The sequence below is a fragment of the Mesorhizobium sp. M0410 genome, from assembly GCF_040321435.1.
In the GTDB taxonomy this organism is placed as follows: Bacteria; Pseudomonadota; Alphaproteobacteria; order Rhizobiales; family Rhizobiaceae; genus Mesorhizobium.
Window position 1 is genome coordinate 268,959 of record NZ_JAMYRN010000003.1, and the last position, 17,891, is coordinate 286,849.

The window sequence follows — 17,891 nt, forward strand, 5'->3', positions numbered from 1 at the left end:
ATCGGCGAGCCGCCCGGTGCTTTCCAGAAAAGAACCGCCCAGAAACGAACCGCAAGTCTATGCCCGCCGGTTGCGCGCGGTGCTGATCAGATCTATCCCGCTGCTCGAGGCACGCGGCATTGCCGTGGTCATTCTGGCGGCCCTGGTCGGGATGATGGCGGGTGCGCTGGTCACCGGCATGAGCGGACTGGTGCAGGTCCTGCATGGGCTCATGTTCGGCGTTCAGCCCGGCGGTCGGCTTTCGGCGATGTTTTCGCTGCAAAGGCCGGAGCAGGCGCTGATACCGGCGATCGGCGGCATCCTGCTCGGGCTGACGGTGATCTGGCTGAGAAAGCGAAAATTCCGCACGCCGGTCGATCCGATCGAAGCCAATGCACTTTACGGCGGCCGCATGTCGCTGACCGACACCTTCATCATCGCCGGGCAGACGATGATCTCGAGCGGCTTCGGCGCTTCGGTCGGGCTCGAGGCCGGCTATACGCAGGTGGGTTCGGGCCTGGCGTCGCGGCTGGCGCGCCTATTCAGGCTGCGCCGCAACGATGTCCGCATCCTGGTCGGCTGCGGTGCCGCCGGCGCGATCGCCGCCGCTTTCGACGCGCCGCTGACCGGCGCCTTCTACGGGTTCGAGCTGGTCATCGGCATCTACTCGGTCGCCAATGTCGCGCCGGTGATGGCCGCCGCGATCTCAGCCTCGCTTACCGCCGAGGTGTTCGGCGGCGTGCCGTTTCCGCTGGAACTCGCCGGTTTGCCGCAGCTCACCGTCAGCCAGTATCTGCCGTTCATGCTGCTCGGGCTTCTGGGCGGCGGCGCTTCCATCGCCATCATGCATCTGGTGAGCATGATCGAGCGCGTCTTTGCGCGGCTGTCGATCGACGCCTCGCTGCGCCCAGCCATCGACGGCGTGATGGTCGGGCTGATGGGGCTGGTCACGCCGCAGGTCCTGTCCAGCGGCCATGGCGCGCTGCACCGCGAATTCGCAATGAATTACGGGCTGGCCGTGGTGGCCAGCGTCTTCGTGCTGAAGCTGGCGGCGTCGGCGATCTCGCTCGGCTCCGGCTTCCGTGGCGGCTTGTTCTTTGCCTCGCTGTTCCTCGGCGCGCTGCTCGGCAAGATGTTTGCCGGCGCTATGGCATTCGTCTCGCCGGCGACCGGCATCGACCCGGCCGTCGCCGCGGTCGTCGGCATGACCTCGCTCGCCGTAGGCGTCGTCGGCGGCCCGTTGACGATGACCTTCCTGGCGCTGGAATCGACCCGTGACCTGACGCTGACCGGCGTGGTGCTGGCCGCCTCGCTCATGGCGGCGATCCTGGTGCGCGAAACTTTCGGCTATTCCTTCTCGACATGGCGTTTTCACCTGCGCGGCGAAACCATCCGCAGCGCGCATGATGTCGGCTGGATGCGCAGCCTGACTGTCGGCTCGATGATGCGAAAGGATGTCCGCACCATCGACGCCTCGACGACGCTTGCGGAATTCCGCAAGCAGGTGCCGCTCGGTGCCTCGCAGCGCGTCATCGCGGTCGACGCCGACCTGCATTATGTCGGCGTGCTGATCGTCGCCGAATTGCACAGCCATTTGTCGGATGACGAGATGCCGGTGCTGTCCTTCGTCAAGTTCAAGGACGCGGTGCTGGTGCCGAGCATGAACGTGCAATCGGCCGCCGAGACTTTTCAGCGCGCCGGCGCCGAGGAATTGGCGGTGGTCGAGGATTTCACCGACCGCAAGGTGGTCGGGCTGCTGACCGAAGGCCATCTGATGCGGCGCTATGCCGAAGAACTCGACAAGGCGCGGCGCGATCTGTCGGGCGAGGGGTAGCGCACGTGACAGGCCAAGTCTTGGTCATCGATGGTAGTGAGACGGTTGTCCCGGTTTTCCCCCCTAAAGACGCGGCATCAACGCTGCCTCGACAAGGTCGGCCTTCCATGCTTCGGGTTCGCCGGTAATCATCGAAGGAGAGCATCAAGGTGAACGAAAACACCAAAAGTCCAAGGCCGCTTTCGGAAATTGTCAGCTATCACGCGCACATCTACTATGACGGGCAGGCCGAGCGGCAGCATGCCGAATGGCTGCGCCTGCGCATCGGCGAGCGTTTCCGCGTGCGCCTGGGCAATTGGCGCGACGAGCCGGTCGGCCCGCATCAGCAGGCCATGTACCAGGTCTCCTTCGCCACCGGGATTTTCGCTACGCTGGTCCCATGGCTGATGCTGAACCATGGCGGCCTGAGCATCCTCATCCACCCCAACACCACCAACCCCAAGCGCGACCATCTGGTCGACCCGATCTGGATAGGGCGGCCGTTGGGGGTGAAGGGCGAGGTGCTTGGCGAGGAGGATGAGGCGGAGGAGGCGCTGGAGGTGAATACGCAGCCGACGTTGGGGGTGTAGCAGGGCAATCGCGTAGGGCAACCAAGGTCTTCGCTCTACGAGTACCCCCACCCCTAACCCCTCCCCACAAGGGGGAGGGAAACTTCTGTTGGCGCTGACCTCGGCAAATTGCATGCCCTTTCAATGCCAAGGAGGACGTAAAGGTGCGCGGCAGCGTTCCCTCCCCCTTGTGGGGAGGGTTAGGGTGGGGTCCTCCTCGCAAGAATCTCATATGCGGTTGTCGGGGCGGGCGAAGAGTGCGGTAACTTTGGGCCGGTGTCTGCTTGACGAAGATCGGTGCTCTGTTTGAGAACGGGAGCTCCATGGGCAGACAAGCAAGCGGTGGGCAAACTATGAGGCGCGTTCTTCGAATACTGGCCGCGCTGACCATGGCGTTCGGGGTGGCCGGCTGCACAAGCATTTCCTACTACGCGCAGTCGCTGGAGGGTCATGTACGGATCATGGCGGCGCGCAAGAATGTTGGAAGACTGATCCGTGATCCTTCGACGCCCAGGGCATTGCGCAGCAAGCTGACGTCGGCGAGCGCCATAAGACAATTCGCGACAGATGAACTGGCCCTACCTGACAACAGCAGCTACCGCAGCTACGTCGACATCCACCGGGACGCTGTGACTTGGGCCGTTTTTGCCGCGCCGCAATTCTCACTCGAGCCGAAAACATGGTGCTTTCCGGTTTTCGGCTGCGTTCCGTACCGGGGTTACTTCTCCCGGAAATCCGCGACGGACAGCGCTGTCGCGCTTCAGAGACAGGGGCTGGACGTCTACGTCACAGGCATCACCGCCTATTCCACGCTGGGCTGGTCCAGCGACCCGCTGCTCAGCACCATGCTTCGTCAGGACGACACCTATCTCGCAAGCCTTGTCTTCCATGAACTGGCGCATCAGCGCCTCTATGTGGAGGGCGATTCCGCGTTCAACGAGGCTTTCGCCGTTGCCGTCGAAACCACCGGCACAAGGAAATGGCTCCGCGCCGCCGGCGATCGGGCAGGATTGCGCCGCTACGAAGTCGCTCGCAAGCGCAACGCCGATTTTCTCAAACTGGTGGCGAAAACGCGCGACGAACTGGCCCAGGTCTATGGAAGTCCCCGTACCCCGCAGCAGATGGCGGCCGCCAAGGCAGCGGCGATCGACACGCTGCGGCTGCGCTACCGGCACATGCGCGACCGGCGCTGGGCCGGATACCAGGGATACGACGCCTGGTTTGAACAGCCGATCAACAACGCCAAGCTCGCCGCGACTTCCGTCTACGGCGAACAGGTTCCGGCATTCCTTCGCTTGTTCGACCTGTGTTCAGGCGACTATCCAAGGTTCTACGCGTCTGTTCGACGGATTGCGGATAAACCGTCCCGCGCCGAAGCGCTGAAGGCGGTGAATAGCTGTGAGTGACTTGAACAAGCAGCGGGCCGGACATTCTCATCCACCTCAACACCACCAACCCCAAGCGCGACCGTCTGGTCGACCCGATCTGGATCGGGCCGGCCGCCGGGGTGAAGGTGAGGTTCTCGGCGAGGACGATGAGGCGGAAGAGGCGCTGGAGGTGAATACGGAGCCGACGCTGGGGGCGTAGGGAGGCGGGGTAGCCCTTCGGTATGTGAGGTTCGGCGTCGGAAATCGCGTGTGCCTGCAGTGCAGTTCAGGCTGGCATGACCGGCCGCTTTGCGCCCATTCCAGTCACTACGACAGCGCCGTTCCTTCGCCAAAAGCGGCCATCACGAAATTCACAGGCCAAGCAACTTTACTCCCAAAGCAGAGGTCATCATCAGTGAAAGAAGTTTCGTTGACGATTGCTACCTCAGCGTAGCCAGAAGGTGCTCGGCAGCCTTAACATCCGCAGTGTCCTGGCCCTCAACGAAATGCTCCACGACTGGTTGCAAGAGCTCGCGAGCGCTATCCGCCTCCCTTCGCCCGGCCATCAGCGTCGCCATGTCGGTTGCGGTTCGCAACTCCCATGCCCGTGCGCGCTGACTTCGGCTCAACTCCAGTGCCTGCATGAGGTAGGCGGCAGCTTCATCACGGTTGCGCTCCGACTGGAGAAGGAGGCTTCCCTTCATCCGGAGCAACTCCGGGAGGTACAATTGATCGCCGTTCTGTTCGACTTGACCAAGCGACTCGTCGATCAACGCAATGGCTTCATCAACCTGACCGGTCGCGGACAGTCCCCTAACTAGCGAGAGATTGAGCGGCGTCGTGAGCAATTCATAAGGCGCCGCGTGGAGCTTCTGAAGAGATGTCTGCAGGCCCTCGACGCCGCTTTTTGCATCGCCGTGACGGATCGCGACTTCGCTTTTGAAGCCCCGACCGACCAGCAGGTAAGGAGTCATGGAATGGGATTCCGCGCGGGCGATGAGCATATCTATGTACGCCTCGGCGCTCTTCAGGTCGCCGGTCCAAAGGAAGACCGATATCGCCCAGATCAACGCGATCGCCAACGTTAGAGAATGATCCATGGCGGCAGCCTCTTCGACGGCCTGTCGGGCGTGTGCCATGGCTTGATCCGGATGGCCTTGTAGCCAAAGGTTCCTCGCCAGGATGGCCCTGGCCAGGATTTTGCCTTCGAACCCCAGATAGATCGTCGTGGTCCGCTGGGAGCGCGGCCCACGGTCGAGCGCCGCCTCCAGCTCTGCGCGGGCCTGCGCGAGGTCGCCTCGCAGGTGGAGCGAGATGCCCAGAATCGAGTGTGCCAGCGCGCTGGCGACCGAGTCGTCCAAGGTCGCGGCTGTGGCTGAACAACGCCTTGCAAACTCAAGGGCGGTTGCGAAATTGCCCGTCCGCAGATGGAACATGTTGAGCGGACCCAACAGACGCACCCGGTCCAGCGGATCGCCGCGCTCCTCGGCGATCGCCAGGCTCCTCTCCAGAGCTACGCGCGCCCTGTCGCGTCCTCCCCGCATGAACATGAAGGACACGCCGAGGGCTGCCTGAAGATGCATCTCGTCAAGTCCGCCGCGGGCGGCATCGTCGAAAGCGAATATTGCTCTTTCAGACCAGCGATGACACTCCGGCAACAAGGACATTGCCAGGAAAACCGGCGCGACAGCGGTGGCGAGTCCGAGGCCGATGTCGGCGTTTCCGCTGTCGCCGAAGCACCATTCCAAGGCAGCCCGGACATTGTTGATGGCGGCGAAGTGAGGCGCCCGCTCCTCACCGGTCGCCAGGCTTGGCCACTCGATCCCGGTCTGCTCCAGCCATCTCCGATAGTAGGCGGCGTGGCGCACTGCCAGATCGGCAGCCTCGGCGTCATCGATCGGGATGTCGAGAACGTAGGCGCGCGTCGTATCGAGGAGCCTGTAGCGCATCATTGCTCCGACCGGACGCGTCGCCACGATCGATTTGGCGACAAGACTGTCCATGGCGCCAAGGACGGTCGATCGGTCGAGGGTCGCGCTCGTCACCACCTCCAGTGCAGCATCGAGCGTGAAATGACCGACGAATACAGCGAGCCTGCGAAGCACCACGCGCTCAAGGTCGGTCAGGAGCCCCAAGCTCCAGTCTAGTGTCGCCTGCAGGGTTTGCTGACGCGGCGGCGCGGTCCGCGAACCGAGCCACAGCAGTGTCAGGCGTTGATCAAGAAGCGCGGCGGTCTGTTGCAGCCCATAGGATTCGACGCGCCTGGCCGCCAGTTCGATGGAGAGCGCCACGCCGTCGAGCTTTCGACAGATGCTTGCGATGAGCAGGGCTTCCGCATCGCTGACGTCCAAACGAGCGCCGCCTGCCACCGCTCGTTCGACGAACAGTTGGGTGGCCGGGAAGGTCTGGACAATGGCCGCCGTTAGTCCAGGTTCGTCGGGCGGATAGGCAAGCGCATCCAATCGATAGATATGCTCGCCCTCAACCCGAAGCACCTCGCGGCTCGTTGCCAGAATGTGGACCTGTGACGTCGCATCGACGATGCTTGCTGCCAAAGGCGCCACCGCATCCAAGAGATGCTCACAGGTATCGAGGATCAAGAGAATCCGCTTGTTGCGCAAGTAAGCGATTAGGTTGGGCGTGGCATCTTCTGTTTGAACGGACAGCCCAAGCATCGAGGCGACGGCTGTCGTCACCAGACCGGGATCACCGATCATTCCCAGATCGACGAACAGAACTGCCCCATAAAATGCGTCGATCAGATGATGCCCGACTGCGATCGCGACGGTGGTTTTACCGACACCGCCGGCGCCAACGATGGTGACGAACCGCGAAGCATTCAGCTGCGCCGACAGCTTGAGAACGTCCTCATCCCGCCCGACCATTCTGCTCAAGCGGTTTGGAAGATTCGCATGCGGAAACCCAGCGGCGATGAATGGGGCTTCGTCGTGTGTGCTTGATCGCGAGACCGGTGCAACGAAGCAATAGCCGCGCCCCGGAAGCGTCGCGATGTAACGCGCGCCATCCTTTCCATCGCCCAGCGCCTTGCGCAGCCCGGTCATGTGGAACCGCAGGCTGCCTTCCTCGACAACCACATCGGGCCAGACCCGCGACATCAGATCCTTCTTGCTGACGACTTCATTCGGCGCGGAAGTCAGGACGATGAGAATTTCAAGGGCGCGCGAGCCCAGCTCTACGGGAGCGCCCTCTCTTGTCAGGAGCCTTTCACCCGCAGCCAAGCAGAAAGGGCCAAACGACAATCTGTCTTTGGCCTGACTTGCCGTTATCGTCATGGCGTCTCTTCTTTTGGGAGCCGCCTGCACCCAGCGCCTCAGTTTAAGTCAAGGAACGCTCCCGCACCATAGGGAGTCTCCACTGTCTGGCCCCTCCTATCTGCTCAAAAAAGCGGCTGGCGGGCAGCGACTAACAAGAGCTCACGACGCATAACGGGCTAATCCCATCTCCCGGGGGTACGTCAAGCAGTGCAGATCGCATCCATCAACCCCAGGAGAGTCCCATGGACACGACCAGAACCTCCGAAACAATCGACCAGGATCGCCGGCGACTCTTGGGCACTGCCGCGGTCGGCATCGCCGCCGCAGGCGCCGCGAGCCTGCTCCCGTCACAAAAGGCCGCCGCATCAACCAGCGATGGCATCCGCCCTTTCACCGTTAGCTTCCCGCAGGAGGAGCTCACCGAGCTTCGCCGGCGCATCGTCGCTACGCGCTGGCCCGAGCGCGAGCTCGTCTCCGACGAGGCCTCCCGGCGGATCTGGTCGACCCCTGCGACGGTAGGGCCAACGCAGGGCGTGCAACTCGCCACGATGCAGAAGCTCATGCAGTATTGGGGAACGGAATATGATTGGAGCAAATGCGAGGCGCGGTTGAAGGCGCTGCCGAATTTCGTCACCGAGATCGACGGCCTGGACATCCACTTCATCCACGTGAAATCCAAACATCGGGGCGCACTGCCTGTCATCATCACGCATGGCTGGCCCGGTTCGGTCATCGAACTCCTAAAGATCATCGATCCGTTCACCAATCCCACTGCGCACGGCGGTACCGCGGCCGACGCGTTCGACGTGGTGATCCCGTCGATGCCGGGCTACGGCTTTTCCGGCAAGCCCACCGAAACCGGTTGGGATCCGGGGCGCATCGCGCGGGCGTGGATCGTGCTGATGAGACGCCTCGGCTACGACCGCTACGTCGCGCAGGGCGGCGATTGGGGAGCACTCATCACGGAACAGATGGCCCTGATCGCACCTCCCGAGCTGGTCGCCATCCACACGAATATGCCGGGGACCATTCCGCCGGAGATCGTGAAGGCGCTAGCCTCCGGCGGTCCGCCCCCCGCTGATCTTGGCCCCGACGAGAAGCGTGCCTACGAGCAGGTAGCGTTCTTCTACAAAAACGGCCTGGGCTACGCCAACGAGATGGCTCTTCGTCCGCAAACTCTCTACGGGATCGTCGATTCACCGGCCGGCCTGGCGGCGTGGATCCTCGATCACGATGCGGATAGTTATGCGCTGATCGCCCGTTCCTTCGATGGAGAGCCGGAGGGCCTTACCCGCGACGACATCCTCGACAACATCACGTTCTACTGGCTGACGAACACGGCGATCTCGTCGGCGCGTCTCTATTGGGAACATACGCAAACGGCGAAGGCCGGCTTCTTCGACGCCAAGGGCATCACAATTCCCGTCGGTGCGACTGCGAACCCCAGCGAAATCTACACCGCACCGAAGAGTTGGACCGAACGCGCGTTCCCGAAGCTTCTGCACTATGGCCGCACGGACAAGGGCTGCCATTTCGCCGCCTGGGAGCAGCCGAAGAGTTTCACCGATGAGGTGCGCGCAACATTCAAGACGTTGCAGACATGACGTGTTGGCGGGGGATGGCGCGCCGGACGCGCGTCATCTTCCGCCCAGCGATAGCTGCGTAGCGAACCTCCGAAGGGAGCGACTGCAATGAACCCCCTCATCAAGACGCTCGCCGCACTCGCGGCTTGCACCGTGCTCGCCACGGGCGCGTTTGCCCAGAGCACGGTCGTTCCCATCGACAACGAGCCCGCACCCAAGCTGATCGTGGAGCCGCCGCTTCCGGGTCCGCTGGTCGGCGGCGTCGTGTTCATCCCGTACCGGGTGGAGAACTTGCGCATCCTGCCTGTGGGCGGGGCGGCCGCGCGCAACGTGTCTCCGCGGGTCGGGCATCTGCACGTCACTGTCGACGACCTGCCTTGGGCGTGGGCGGACTACGGTCAGAGCAACACCATCATCTTGGTGGGCATGCCAAGCGGCCAGCACATGGTGCTGATCGAGGTGGTGGATCCAGAAGGCAAAGTCTTCACCAAACAAACGGTGACGTTCCACACTCCGGACAAGACGGTGCAGCCATGAGGCTCGACCAACTGGCGGCCGTGCTGGCATTCGGGCTTTGCATCCTTTCCGCGCCCGCCTCCGCCAACCCGGTTGAGGATCGCTCGATCCGGCCCTTCAAAGTCTATGTGCCGCAAGCGCCGCTCGATGATCTTCGCAGTCGCATTGCGCAGACACGGTGGCCCGACCGGGAGACGGTCGATGACCAGTCGCAGGGCATACAGCTCGCGAAGATCAGGCCGCTCGTCGAGTATTGGGGCACGGCCTACGACTGGCGGACAGCGGAAGCGAAGCTGAATTCCCTGCCCCAGTTCATGACCACGATCGACGGCGTGGAAATCCACTTCATTCACGTTCGCTCGAAACATCCCAATGCCCTGCCGCTGATCATGACGCATGGCTGGCCCGGCTCGGTGCTCGAACTGCTCAAGACCGTCGGCCCGCTCACCGATCCCACGGCGCATGGCGGTAGCCCGGAAGACGCGTTCGACCTCGTACTGCCGTCGTTGCCGGGTTTCGGCTTCTCCGGCAAACCCACAGATACTGGCTGGGGTACAGACCGCATTGCACGAGCCTGGGCAGAGCTGATGAAGCGCCTTGGCTACACAGATTACGTCGCCCAGGGCGGCGACTGGGGCTCTCCCGTTTCGAATGCAATGGGACGTCTGGCCCCGGCAGGCCTGCTCGGCATTCATGTCAACCTGCCGGCTGTCGTACCGCCAGAGATTGCCGCGGTGCTCGCCGCCGGCGGACCGGCGCCGTCGGGGCTCACGGACAAGGAGCGCGCGGCGTTCGATGCGCTCAGCATGGCCGCCAAGATGGGGAACAGATCCTACGCCACGATGATGGGCACCCGGCCCCAGACGATCGGTTACGCCATCAATGACTCCCCCGCAGGGCTCGCCGCTTGGATGCTCGGACATCCGGGCTTTTCGGGCTGGACCTACCACAAAAGCGACCCTGAAAAGTCGCCTGACGAAGTGCTGGACGATATCACGCTGTACTGGCTGACGAACACCGCCACCTCGTCCGGGCGAATTTACTGGGAGTACGGCGGCGGGCGCAGTCCCGTTTTTGCCGGCGCTGAAAAGACCAGCGAAGTCTCGCTGCCGGTGGCCATCACGGTCTTTCCGGGCGAAGGCTATCGGGCCCCCGAGACCTGGGCCCGGCGCGCCTACCCCAACCTGATCTACTTCCATGAGGTCGACAAAGGCGGCCACTTCGCCGCGTGGGAGCAGCCGGAGCTCTTTTCTGCCGAGTTGCGCGCCGCGTTCAGGCCGCTGCGGCAAACCAAACAACCACCTCACTCGAAAGGAACGACAAATGTCTCAAACCATGAAAACGCCCCATGACGAAAAGCGCGAAACTGCGACCGGGACCCTCAAAAAGCAGGCGCTCGACATGAAGCTCGAGGTCGTGGTCATCCCCGTCTCGGACGTCGATCGCGCCAAGAGCTTTTATAGCGGCCTGGGCTGGCGGCTCGACGGCGATTTCGTCGTCGGCGATACGTTCCGGGGTGTGCAGTTCACACCTCCGGGCTCGCCTGCCTCGATCCACTTCGGCACGGGGATCACGACGGCGGCGCCCGGCTCGGCAAGCGGACTTTATCTTGTCGTGTCGGACATCGAGGCGGCGCGCGTCGAGCTCATTGGCCACGGCGCCGAGGTCAGCGAGGCGTTTCACCGCACAGGTCCCGGCAGGCCGGCGGTCAAGGGGCGCGATCCCGAGCGGCGCAGCTACTCCTCGTTCGCGACGTTCAAGGACCCGGACGGCAACGAATGGCTGCTGCAGGAAATCACCACCCGCTTTCCCGGCCGGATCGACTCCAATGTCACGACCTACGCTTCCGGAGCGGATCTTGCTGCCGCGCTGCGACGCGCGTCGGAGGCCCACGGCGAGCACGAGAAGCGCAACGGCGGCCAGCGCGATGAGAACTGGCCGGACTGGTACGCGGAATACATGGTGGCTGAGCAGGCCGGCAAAGAGCTTCCGCTTTGAAGGATTCAGCGCGCAGCGCGCCGCCGAATCGTCCGCGCGGCGATATCGATCGAAACTGAAAAGGCGTCGTCGATGAAAGCAACCAAGCTGCTCGTCGCGGTGGCGCTCGCACTGGCGATCGGGGCTCCGATTGCCAGTTTTCTGGGAGACGCGAATGTGGCTCAGCCGATAGCCTCCGCACCGATGAGGGTTCCGTTTCTTCACGGACTTTCCTCCCTCCAGTTTGAGGGTCAATCCGAGCTTGCTTCGCTTGGCGTGGCGAACGAGTGGATAAATTCGCCGCCGCTGGCGGCGTCGGCTTTGCATGGCAAGGTCGTCCTCATCGATTTCTGGACCTACACCTGCATCAACTGGCTGCGCACGCTTCCCTACGTTCAGACCTGGGACGAGAAATACCGGAAGCATGGTTTGGTGGTGATCGGAATCCACGCGCCGGAGTTCGCGTTCGAAAAAGACCTGAACAACGTGCACCGGGCGGTGAAAGACCTGGGGATCGATTACCCGATCGCCGTCGACAATGACCATCTCATATGGCGGGCTTTCAGCAACCAGTACTGGCCGGCACTCTATTTCGTCGATTCGCGAGGACGCGTCCGGTATCACCACTTTGGCGAGGGCTCATACCAACAGTCGGAAATGGTCATCCAGGAATTGCTGACTGAGGCTGGCGCCGGCGGATTCGACCGTGAGCCTGTGTCGGTGGATGCCCGCGGCATCGAAGCCGCGGCCAATTGGGAGACCCTCAAGTCTCTGGAAAATTATCTCGGCTACGAACGCACCCAGAATTTTGCCTCCGGCGATGAAGCGGTCTTGGACGCGCCGCACATCTACGACGTGCCGGCGCGACTACGCCTGAATGAGTGGGGGCTGTCTGGCAGTTGGACGGTAAGGAAAGAAACCGCCGTACTGAACAAGTCCGATGGCCGCATCGCGTACCGTTTTCACGCGCCCGACCTTCATCTGGTCATGGGTCCGGCAGCGCCGGGAACGTCTGTGAGATTTCGCGTGCTGATCGACGGACAGCCGCCAGGCACGGCTCACGGCATCGACGTCAATGAAAAGGGCGAAGGCGCAGTGACAGAGCAGCGCCTGTACCAACTGATCCGACAATCGAAACCCATCATCGATCGGCAGTTCGAGATCGAGTTTCTCGACTCAGGCGTGGAGGTCTTTGCATTCACGTTCGGCTGATCGCCCGCGCAAGGATAGAGGTTCCCAAATGCATTCACTCAATATCCCGGATGAGATCGACCAAGATCGCCGTCGGTTCTTTGGCGCCGCCGCGATGGCTGTCGCCGCCACTCAGTTCGGCCTGATCGGCCCGGCACAAGCGCAACAGACGACTGGCGAGCCTGCGGCGTCCTTTGGGCCCTTGAAGCGGATCGAGGCCGGCGTGCTGAGCGTCGGCTATGCGGAACTTGGACCGACCGACGGCCCGCCCGTCATCCTGCTACATGGCTGGCCGTATGACATCCACACCTATGCCGATGTCGCTCCCCTGCTTGCCGCAAAGGGGTACCGCGTGATTGTGCCCTACCTGCGCGGATACGGCACGACCCGATTCCTGTCGGATGACACGATGCGCAACGGTCAGCAGTCTGCGATTGCCGCGGACATTGTCGCCCTGATGGACGCGCTGGGCATCGAAAAGGCGACGATTGGCGGCTGCGACTGGGGCGCCCGCACCGCGAACATCATTGCCGCACTATGGCCTGAACGCTGCAAGGCGATGGTCTCGGTGAGCGGCTACCTCATCGGCAACCAGCAAGCCGGCAAGCTGCCGCTGCCACCCAAGGCCGAGCTGCAATGGTGGTATCAATATTACTTCGCCACCGATCGCGGCCGCGCCGGCTACGAGAAATACACACGGGATTTCGCCAGGCTGATCTGGCAACTCGCGTCGCCGCAGTGGAATTTCGACGATGCCACATTCGAGCGCAGCGCCGCAGCCTTCGACAATCCCGATCACGTGGCCATTGTGATCCACAATTATCGCTGGCGGCTCGGACTCGCCGCCGGCGAGCAGCAATACGACGGGTTCGAGGAGCGACTCGCGCAGGCACCGGTCATCGGCGTGCCGACGATCACCCTCGAAGGTGACGCCAATGGCGCGCCGCATCCGGACGCCAGCGTGTACGCCACGATGTTCCCGGCCAGATACGCGCATCGGGTCGTCACCGGCGGCATCGGGCACAACCTGCCCCAGGAAGCGCCGCAGGCCTTTGCCGATGCAGTTGTCGAAGCCGACGCCTGATGGAGTTCGCGGCAACCGCCCAAGCGGCGGTTACCGCTACCAGCAAAAGAATGCCAATGAGCCACATCGCAAGGGTTGTCTATACGGCCAGGACCGCAACCACGGGCAGCCGCGAAAATGGCGCCTCGCGCAGTTCCGACGGCCTTCTGGACATCTGGCTATCGACGCCTGGATCGGCGCGCATCGGCACCAATCCGGAGCAGTTGCTCGCGGCCGGCTGGTCGGCCAGCTTCGCAAGCGCAATCGCATCTGCGGCCCACGAACGAAAAATCGCGCTGCCTGCAGGGATGAGCATCGAGGCCGAGGTGAATCTGAACTACGAAGAAAACGGCCACTTTCTTAGCGTCCAACTGGATATTGCCGTGCCGAGTCTGGAGCGCGATATGGTACAAATTCTGGTGGATGAAGCGCACGAGATTTGTCCTTACTCCAAAGCGACACGGGGCAATATCGATGTCATAATGAGGATCGTCTGATTTGACCTCCATCGCTCTTCGGCGTTGAAGCTTTTGGCACCTCGCTCCCAGTCTGTTCGGGGTCAGATCATGATCATGCCCACTCGACGTGAATGTCCGCTTTCGATATCCGCGGGCTCGAAGCTGCCGGTCCGTTGTCGGCCCCATCAACGACGTTTGAGACCTTGATGCTAGGCAATGCCGACGACCTCACCTACCCCCCAGCCAACCGCGGCAACAAAAAAATCTCCGCCCCTTCCGGCAGTTCCTTCGACCAGGTGTCGCGATAGATCGTCCCGTCGATGGCGACGGCGATGCCGCGATCGATGTATGGCTCGAGGCCGGGATACTGTTCGGCCAGTTTCCTGAACAGCTCCCGAATATCCTTGGCCTCGATTTCGACCTTGCTCTTGCCTCCGGCGATCGCGCCGAGCGACCCCCAGAGCGTTACTTCGACCATCAGCCTCCCCGTTCAGCCTCGAGCGCCGCCAGGATGCGCGGCGGCGACATCGGGATATGCGTCATCCGCACGCCCGCGGCGTTCGACACCGCATTGGCGATCGCCGCCAGCGGCGGCACGATCGAGGTCTCGCCGACGCCGCGCACCCCGTAAGGATGGTTAGGATTGGGGATCTCGAGGATCTGCGTGTCGATCATCGGCAGGTCCGAGCAGACCGGGATGCGGTAATCCAGGAAGCCAGGGTTCTGCAGCCGCCCGTCCTTGCCGTAGATATACTCCTCGTTGAGCGCCCAGCCGATGCCTTGCGCGGCACCGCCCTGGTACTGTCCCTCGACATAGGTCGGATGCACCGCCTTGCCGGCGTCCTGAACGACGGTGTAGCGCAGCACCCTGGTCGAGCCTGTCTCGGGATCCACCTCGATATCGCAGATATGGGTGGCGAAGGAGACGCCGGCGCCGTCGGCGACGAGCTCGCTATGGCCTGCGATGGGTCCGCCCGTCTTTCCGGAAGCGGCCGCGATCTCCTTCATCGACAGCGGCGAGAGGTTGCCGTGCGTCGCGCCCTTGGCAATCGCATGACCCTCTTCCCAGACCACGTCGTCGACGGGTATGTCCCACATCTGCGCGGCGCGTTCTCGCAGGATCTTGATGGCGTTGCGAGCGGCGGAGATCGTCGCCATCGAAGACGAGAAGGTGCCGCGGCTGCCGTCCGTCATATCGTTGTAGCCGAGGCTGGAGGTATCAGCGACCACCGTCTTGATCTGCTCATAGGGGATACCGAGCTCCTCCGCCGCCACCAGCGACAGCGACGCGCGGGAACCACCCACATCGACCGTGCCGACGGCAAGCGAGACCGAGCCATCCATGCCGATGTTGAGGTCGGTGCAGGTCTGGCCACCGAAGTTGAACCAGAAGCCGCAGGCCATGCCGCGGCCCTGGTTCTTGCCGAGCGGCGCCTTCATGTGCGGATGGTTCTTCGCCGCCTCCAGCGTCGGGCCGATGCCGATCGGCCCATATACCGGGCCGTAGGACGATCTGGTGCCTTCCTGCGCCGCGTTCCTGATCCGAAACTCGACCGGGTCCATGCCGATCTCCTTGGCCAGCTCGTCGACCGCGCTTTCCACCGCAAACGCTGCCATCGGCGCCGACGGCGCGCGATAGGCCGCGGTCTTGGGCCGGTTGACCAGCACTTCGTAACCGACCGTCTTGACGTTCTCGAGCTTGTAGCAGGCAAAGGCGGTCATGGCGCCGATCTCGGCCCACATGCCGGCATAGGGGCCGCAGGAATAGCGCAGCGTCGCCTCGGCCGCGGTGATCGTGCCGTCCTTGCGGGCGCCGATCCGAACATCGATCGAGGTGGCGCTGGTCGGGCCGGAGGCGCGGAACACCTCGTCGCGCGTCATGACCAGCTTGACCGGCCGCCCGGCCTTGCGTGACAGCGCCAGGGCCACCGGCTCGGCCCAGACATGGGTCTTGCCGCCGAAACCGCCGCCGATCTCCGACGAGGTGACGCGCAGCTTCGAGGCTTCCATGCCAAGCAGCTGGGCACAGTGCTGGCGGTAGACAAAATGGCCCTGCGTGCAGACCCAGAGGTCGGCGGTGCCGTCGGAGCTGACATTGGCCACGCAGGCATGCGGCTCGATATAACCCTGGTGCGTCTGCTCGGTCTTGAAGGAGCGTTCGACGACGAAATCGGCCTGGCCGAAGCCTTCATGGATGTCGCCATGGCCATACTGGGTGCGCTTGGTGACGTTTGAAGGCTTGACGGGCTTTTCCTCGAGGCCCTCGGTGAAGATGGCGTCGTTGATCAGGGGTGCGGAGTGCTTCATCGCCTCGTCGACGTCGGTGACATGCGGCAGCACCTCGTAGTCGACCTCGATCAGCTTCAGTGCCTGCCTCGCCGTGCGGGCATCGACCGCAGCGACCGCGGCCACGGCATGGCCGTCATAGAGCGCTTTCTTGCGCGCCATGCAGTTGTCGAGGATGTCGTACATGGCGGCATCGCCGTCGGTCAGGTCGGGCAGGTCGGCCGCGGTGATCACCGCCTTGACGCCGGGAAGCATCTGCGCCTTCGACGTGTCGATCTTCCTGATCATGGCATGCGCATGAGGGCTTCTGAGAACGCGCCCGACCAGTTGCCCGGCCATGTTGAAGTCGGCGCCATAGCGTGCGCGGCCCGTCACCTTGTCGACGCCATCGGGACGAATGGGACGCGTGCCGACAGAGGTGAAATTGCGTCCGGAGTAACGCGGATCGAAATTCATCGTCATGCTCCCTTCATCACGCTTGTTTCATTACGATGGCGGCGTCCTGGACGGCACGCACGATCTTGTCATAGCCGGTGCAGCGGCAGAGGTTCCCGGCGAGGCCGAAGCGGATCTCCTCCTCGGTCGGATCGGGGTTCTTGGCCAAAAGGTCCTTGGCCGCCATGAGGAAGCCCGGCGTGCAGACGCCGCATTGAAGTGCGGCGTGCTCCAGGAATTTCTGCTGCAGCGGATGCAGCCTGTCGCCATGCGCCATGCCCTCGATGGTCTCGAGGTGCCGGCCCTCGGCCTCAGCGCCGAGCACCAGACATGAGCATACCAGCCGGTCGTCGAGGATGATGCTGCAGGCCCCGCAGTCGCCGGTGCCGCAGCCTTCCTTGGCGCCCGTCAGCCCCAGGCGATCGCGCAGGACATCAAGCAGCGTCTCGTCCGGCTGGCAAAGGAACTCGACATTGTCGCCGTTGATTGTCGTTGATACTGCTACACCGGCCATCACTTGCCTCCTGCACGTGTATAGGCGGTCGTGGCGGCCCGCTTGGCCAGCACACCCGCAACTTTCCGTCTGAATTCGATAGTGCCTCGCTTGTCGTCGATCGGACGGCAGGCGCCCGAGCAGACCTTGGCGAGCCTCTCCAGCGTGGCTTCGTCCAGCTTGGAGCCGATGAGAACCTCGGCGGCCTCCTCGACCAGAACCACCGTCGGCGCCACGGCGCCCAGCGCCACGCGGGCCGATTTGACGACACCCGCCTCATCGAGCGTCAGGTTCACGCCGGCGCTGACCACCGCGATGTCCATCTCGGTGCGCGGAATGAAACGCAGATAGGCATCGCCCGAACGCGGCAGACGTTTGTCGAGCAGGATTGCCTCGATGATCTCGCCCTTGGCCAGCGACGTCTTGCCCGGCCCAGTCGGCACCGCTTCCACGGCAATCGTGCGCCTGGTTCCCGGGCCGACGACCACCGCCTTGGCGCCAGCGGCCACCAGTGCCGGCACGCTGTCGGCGGCCGGCGAGGCGTTGCAGAGATTGCCGACGATGGTGCAGCGTCCCTGCACCTGCTTGGAGCCGATCAGCTTGGCTGCTTCGACGACGCCAGGCCATGCCTTCTGCAGGGCCGTGTTCTCGCCCAGCACGGCGCAGGGGACCGCCGCGCCGATGCTGAAGCCCTCGGCTGTTTCCCTGATCTCGCCAAGCCCGTCGATCGCCTTGATGTCGACGATCAGGTCGGGTTCGATAAAGCCGCCCTTCATTCTCACCAGGAGGTCGCTGCCTCCGGCGAGGATGGCGGCCGTGCCGGCCGAACTGGCCAACAGGCCGGCGGCGTCTTCAATTGAAAGCGGACGTATGTAACGCATCGTCT

15 protein-coding genes are annotated in these 17,891 nt (G+C 63.2%); 10 read left to right on the top strand and 5 right to left on the bottom strand.

The window, feature by feature from the left end; all coding sequences use genetic code 11:
- Window positions 1-79: 79 nt before the first annotated feature.
- The 3 genes from NKI63_RS05450 (at window position 80) to NKI63_RS05460 (ending at window position 3,767) form a co-directional block, all read left to right on the top strand.
- The gene (locus tag NKI63_RS05450; protein ID WP_352820669.1) at window positions 80-1,813 is read left to right on the top strand and encodes a chloride channel protein; all 1,734 of its coding nucleotides are present in this window, start codon (window positions 80-82) and stop codon (window positions 1,811-1,813) included.
- A gap of 149 nt (window positions 1,814-1,962) precedes the next feature.
- Window positions 1,963-2,382 carry a DOPA 4,5-dioxygenase family protein gene (locus NKI63_RS05455; RefSeq protein WP_352688085.1) on the top strand — a complete coding sequence of 140 codons (420 nt, stop codon included), beginning with the start codon at window positions 1,963-1,965 and terminating at the stop codon, window positions 2,380-2,382.
- A 332-nt stretch (window positions 2,383-2,714) separates the two neighbouring features.
- Entirely contained in the window at window positions 2,715-3,767 is a 1,053-nt protein-coding gene (locus NKI63_RS05460) for an aminopeptidase (protein WP_352820726.1), read from the top strand.
- A gap of 401 nt (window positions 3,768-4,168) precedes the next feature.
- Here NKI63_RS05460 and NKI63_RS05465 read toward each other — a convergent pair whose 3' ends face one another.
- Window positions 4,169-7,021: an ATP-binding protein gene (locus NKI63_RS05465; RefSeq protein WP_352506308.1), complete on the bottom strand. Its 2,853-nt coding sequence runs from the start codon at window positions 7,019-7,021 to the stop codon at window positions 4,169-4,171.
- A 224-nt stretch (window positions 7,022-7,245) separates the two neighbouring features.
- Here NKI63_RS05465 and NKI63_RS05470 point away from each other — a divergent pair, with 224 nt between their 5' ends.
- The 7 genes from NKI63_RS05470 to NKI63_RS05500 all read left to right on the top strand — a co-directional run bounded on the left by NKI63_RS05470 (window position 7,246) and on the right by NKI63_RS05500 (window position 13,830).
- Window positions 7,246-8,607 carry an epoxide hydrolase family protein gene (locus tag NKI63_RS05470; protein WP_352506307.1) on the top strand — a complete coding sequence of 454 codons (1,362 nt, stop codon included), beginning with the start codon at window positions 7,246-7,248 and terminating at the stop codon, window positions 8,605-8,607.
- An 87-nt stretch (window positions 8,608-8,694) separates the two neighbouring features.
- A complete protein-coding gene (locus NKI63_RS05475) occupies window positions 8,695-9,123 on the top strand; it encodes a DUF6130 family protein (RefSeq protein ID WP_352506306.1) in 429 nt (142 codons plus the stop codon).
- Window positions 9,120-10,454, top strand: a complete 1,335-nt coding sequence (locus tag NKI63_RS05480; RefSeq protein WP_352820672.1) for an epoxide hydrolase family protein — start codon at window positions 9,120-9,122, stop codon at window positions 10,452-10,454. The genes NKI63_RS05475 and NKI63_RS05480 overlap by 4 nt, the downstream gene beginning before the upstream one ends.
- A gap of 49 nt (window positions 10,455-10,503) precedes the next feature.
- Window positions 10,504-11,100, top strand: coding sequence for a VOC family protein (locus tag NKI63_RS05485; RefSeq protein WP_352478279.1), 597 nt, complete (start codon window positions 10,504-10,506; stop codon window positions 11,098-11,100).
- 72 nt (window positions 11,101-11,172) lie between these two features.
- A complete protein-coding gene (locus tag NKI63_RS05490; protein ID WP_352820675.1) occupies window positions 11,173-12,291 on the top strand; it encodes a redoxin domain-containing protein in 1,119 nt (372 codons plus the stop codon).
- A gap of 43 nt (window positions 12,292-12,334) precedes the next feature.
- Window positions 12,335-13,354: an alpha/beta fold hydrolase gene (locus NKI63_RS05495; protein WP_352506398.1), complete on the top strand. Its 1,020-nt coding sequence runs from the start codon at window positions 12,335-12,337 to the stop codon at window positions 13,352-13,354.
- Between the two features lie 56 nt (window positions 13,355-13,410).
- Window positions 13,411-13,830 carry an Ohr family peroxiredoxin gene (locus tag NKI63_RS05500; protein ID WP_352506303.1) on the top strand — a complete coding sequence of 140 codons (420 nt, stop codon included), beginning with the start codon at window positions 13,411-13,413 and terminating at the stop codon, window positions 13,828-13,830.
- 193 nt (window positions 13,831-14,023) lie between these two features.
- Here NKI63_RS05500 and NKI63_RS05505 read toward each other — a convergent pair whose 3' ends face one another.
- Genes NKI63_RS05505 through NKI63_RS05520 form a run of 4 tightly spaced genes read right to left on the bottom strand, consistent with a single transcriptional unit; the run spans window position 14,024 to window position 17,886 of the window.
- Window positions 14,024-14,269: a MoaD/ThiS family protein gene (locus NKI63_RS05505; RefSeq protein WP_023675441.1), complete on the bottom strand. Its 246-nt coding sequence runs from the start codon at window positions 14,267-14,269 to the stop codon at window positions 14,024-14,026.
- Window positions 14,269-16,533: a xanthine dehydrogenase family protein molybdopterin-binding subunit gene (locus NKI63_RS05510; RefSeq protein ID WP_352737028.1), complete on the bottom strand. Its 2,265-nt coding sequence runs from the start codon at window positions 16,531-16,533 to the stop codon at window positions 14,269-14,271. The genes NKI63_RS05505 and NKI63_RS05510 overlap by 1 nt, the downstream gene beginning before the upstream one ends.
- A 16-nt stretch (window positions 16,534-16,549) precedes the next feature.
- The gene (locus NKI63_RS05515) at window positions 16,550-17,026 is read right to left on the bottom strand and encodes a (2Fe-2S)-binding protein (protein ID WP_352478287.1); all 477 of its coding nucleotides are present in this window, start codon (window positions 17,024-17,026) and stop codon (window positions 16,550-16,552) included.
- A complete protein-coding gene (locus NKI63_RS05520; RefSeq protein WP_352506301.1) occupies window positions 17,026-17,886 on the bottom strand; it encodes an FAD binding domain-containing protein in 861 nt (286 codons plus the stop codon). The genes NKI63_RS05515 and NKI63_RS05520 overlap by 1 nt, the downstream gene beginning before the upstream one ends.
- Window positions 17,887-17,891: the final 5 nt, after the last annotated feature.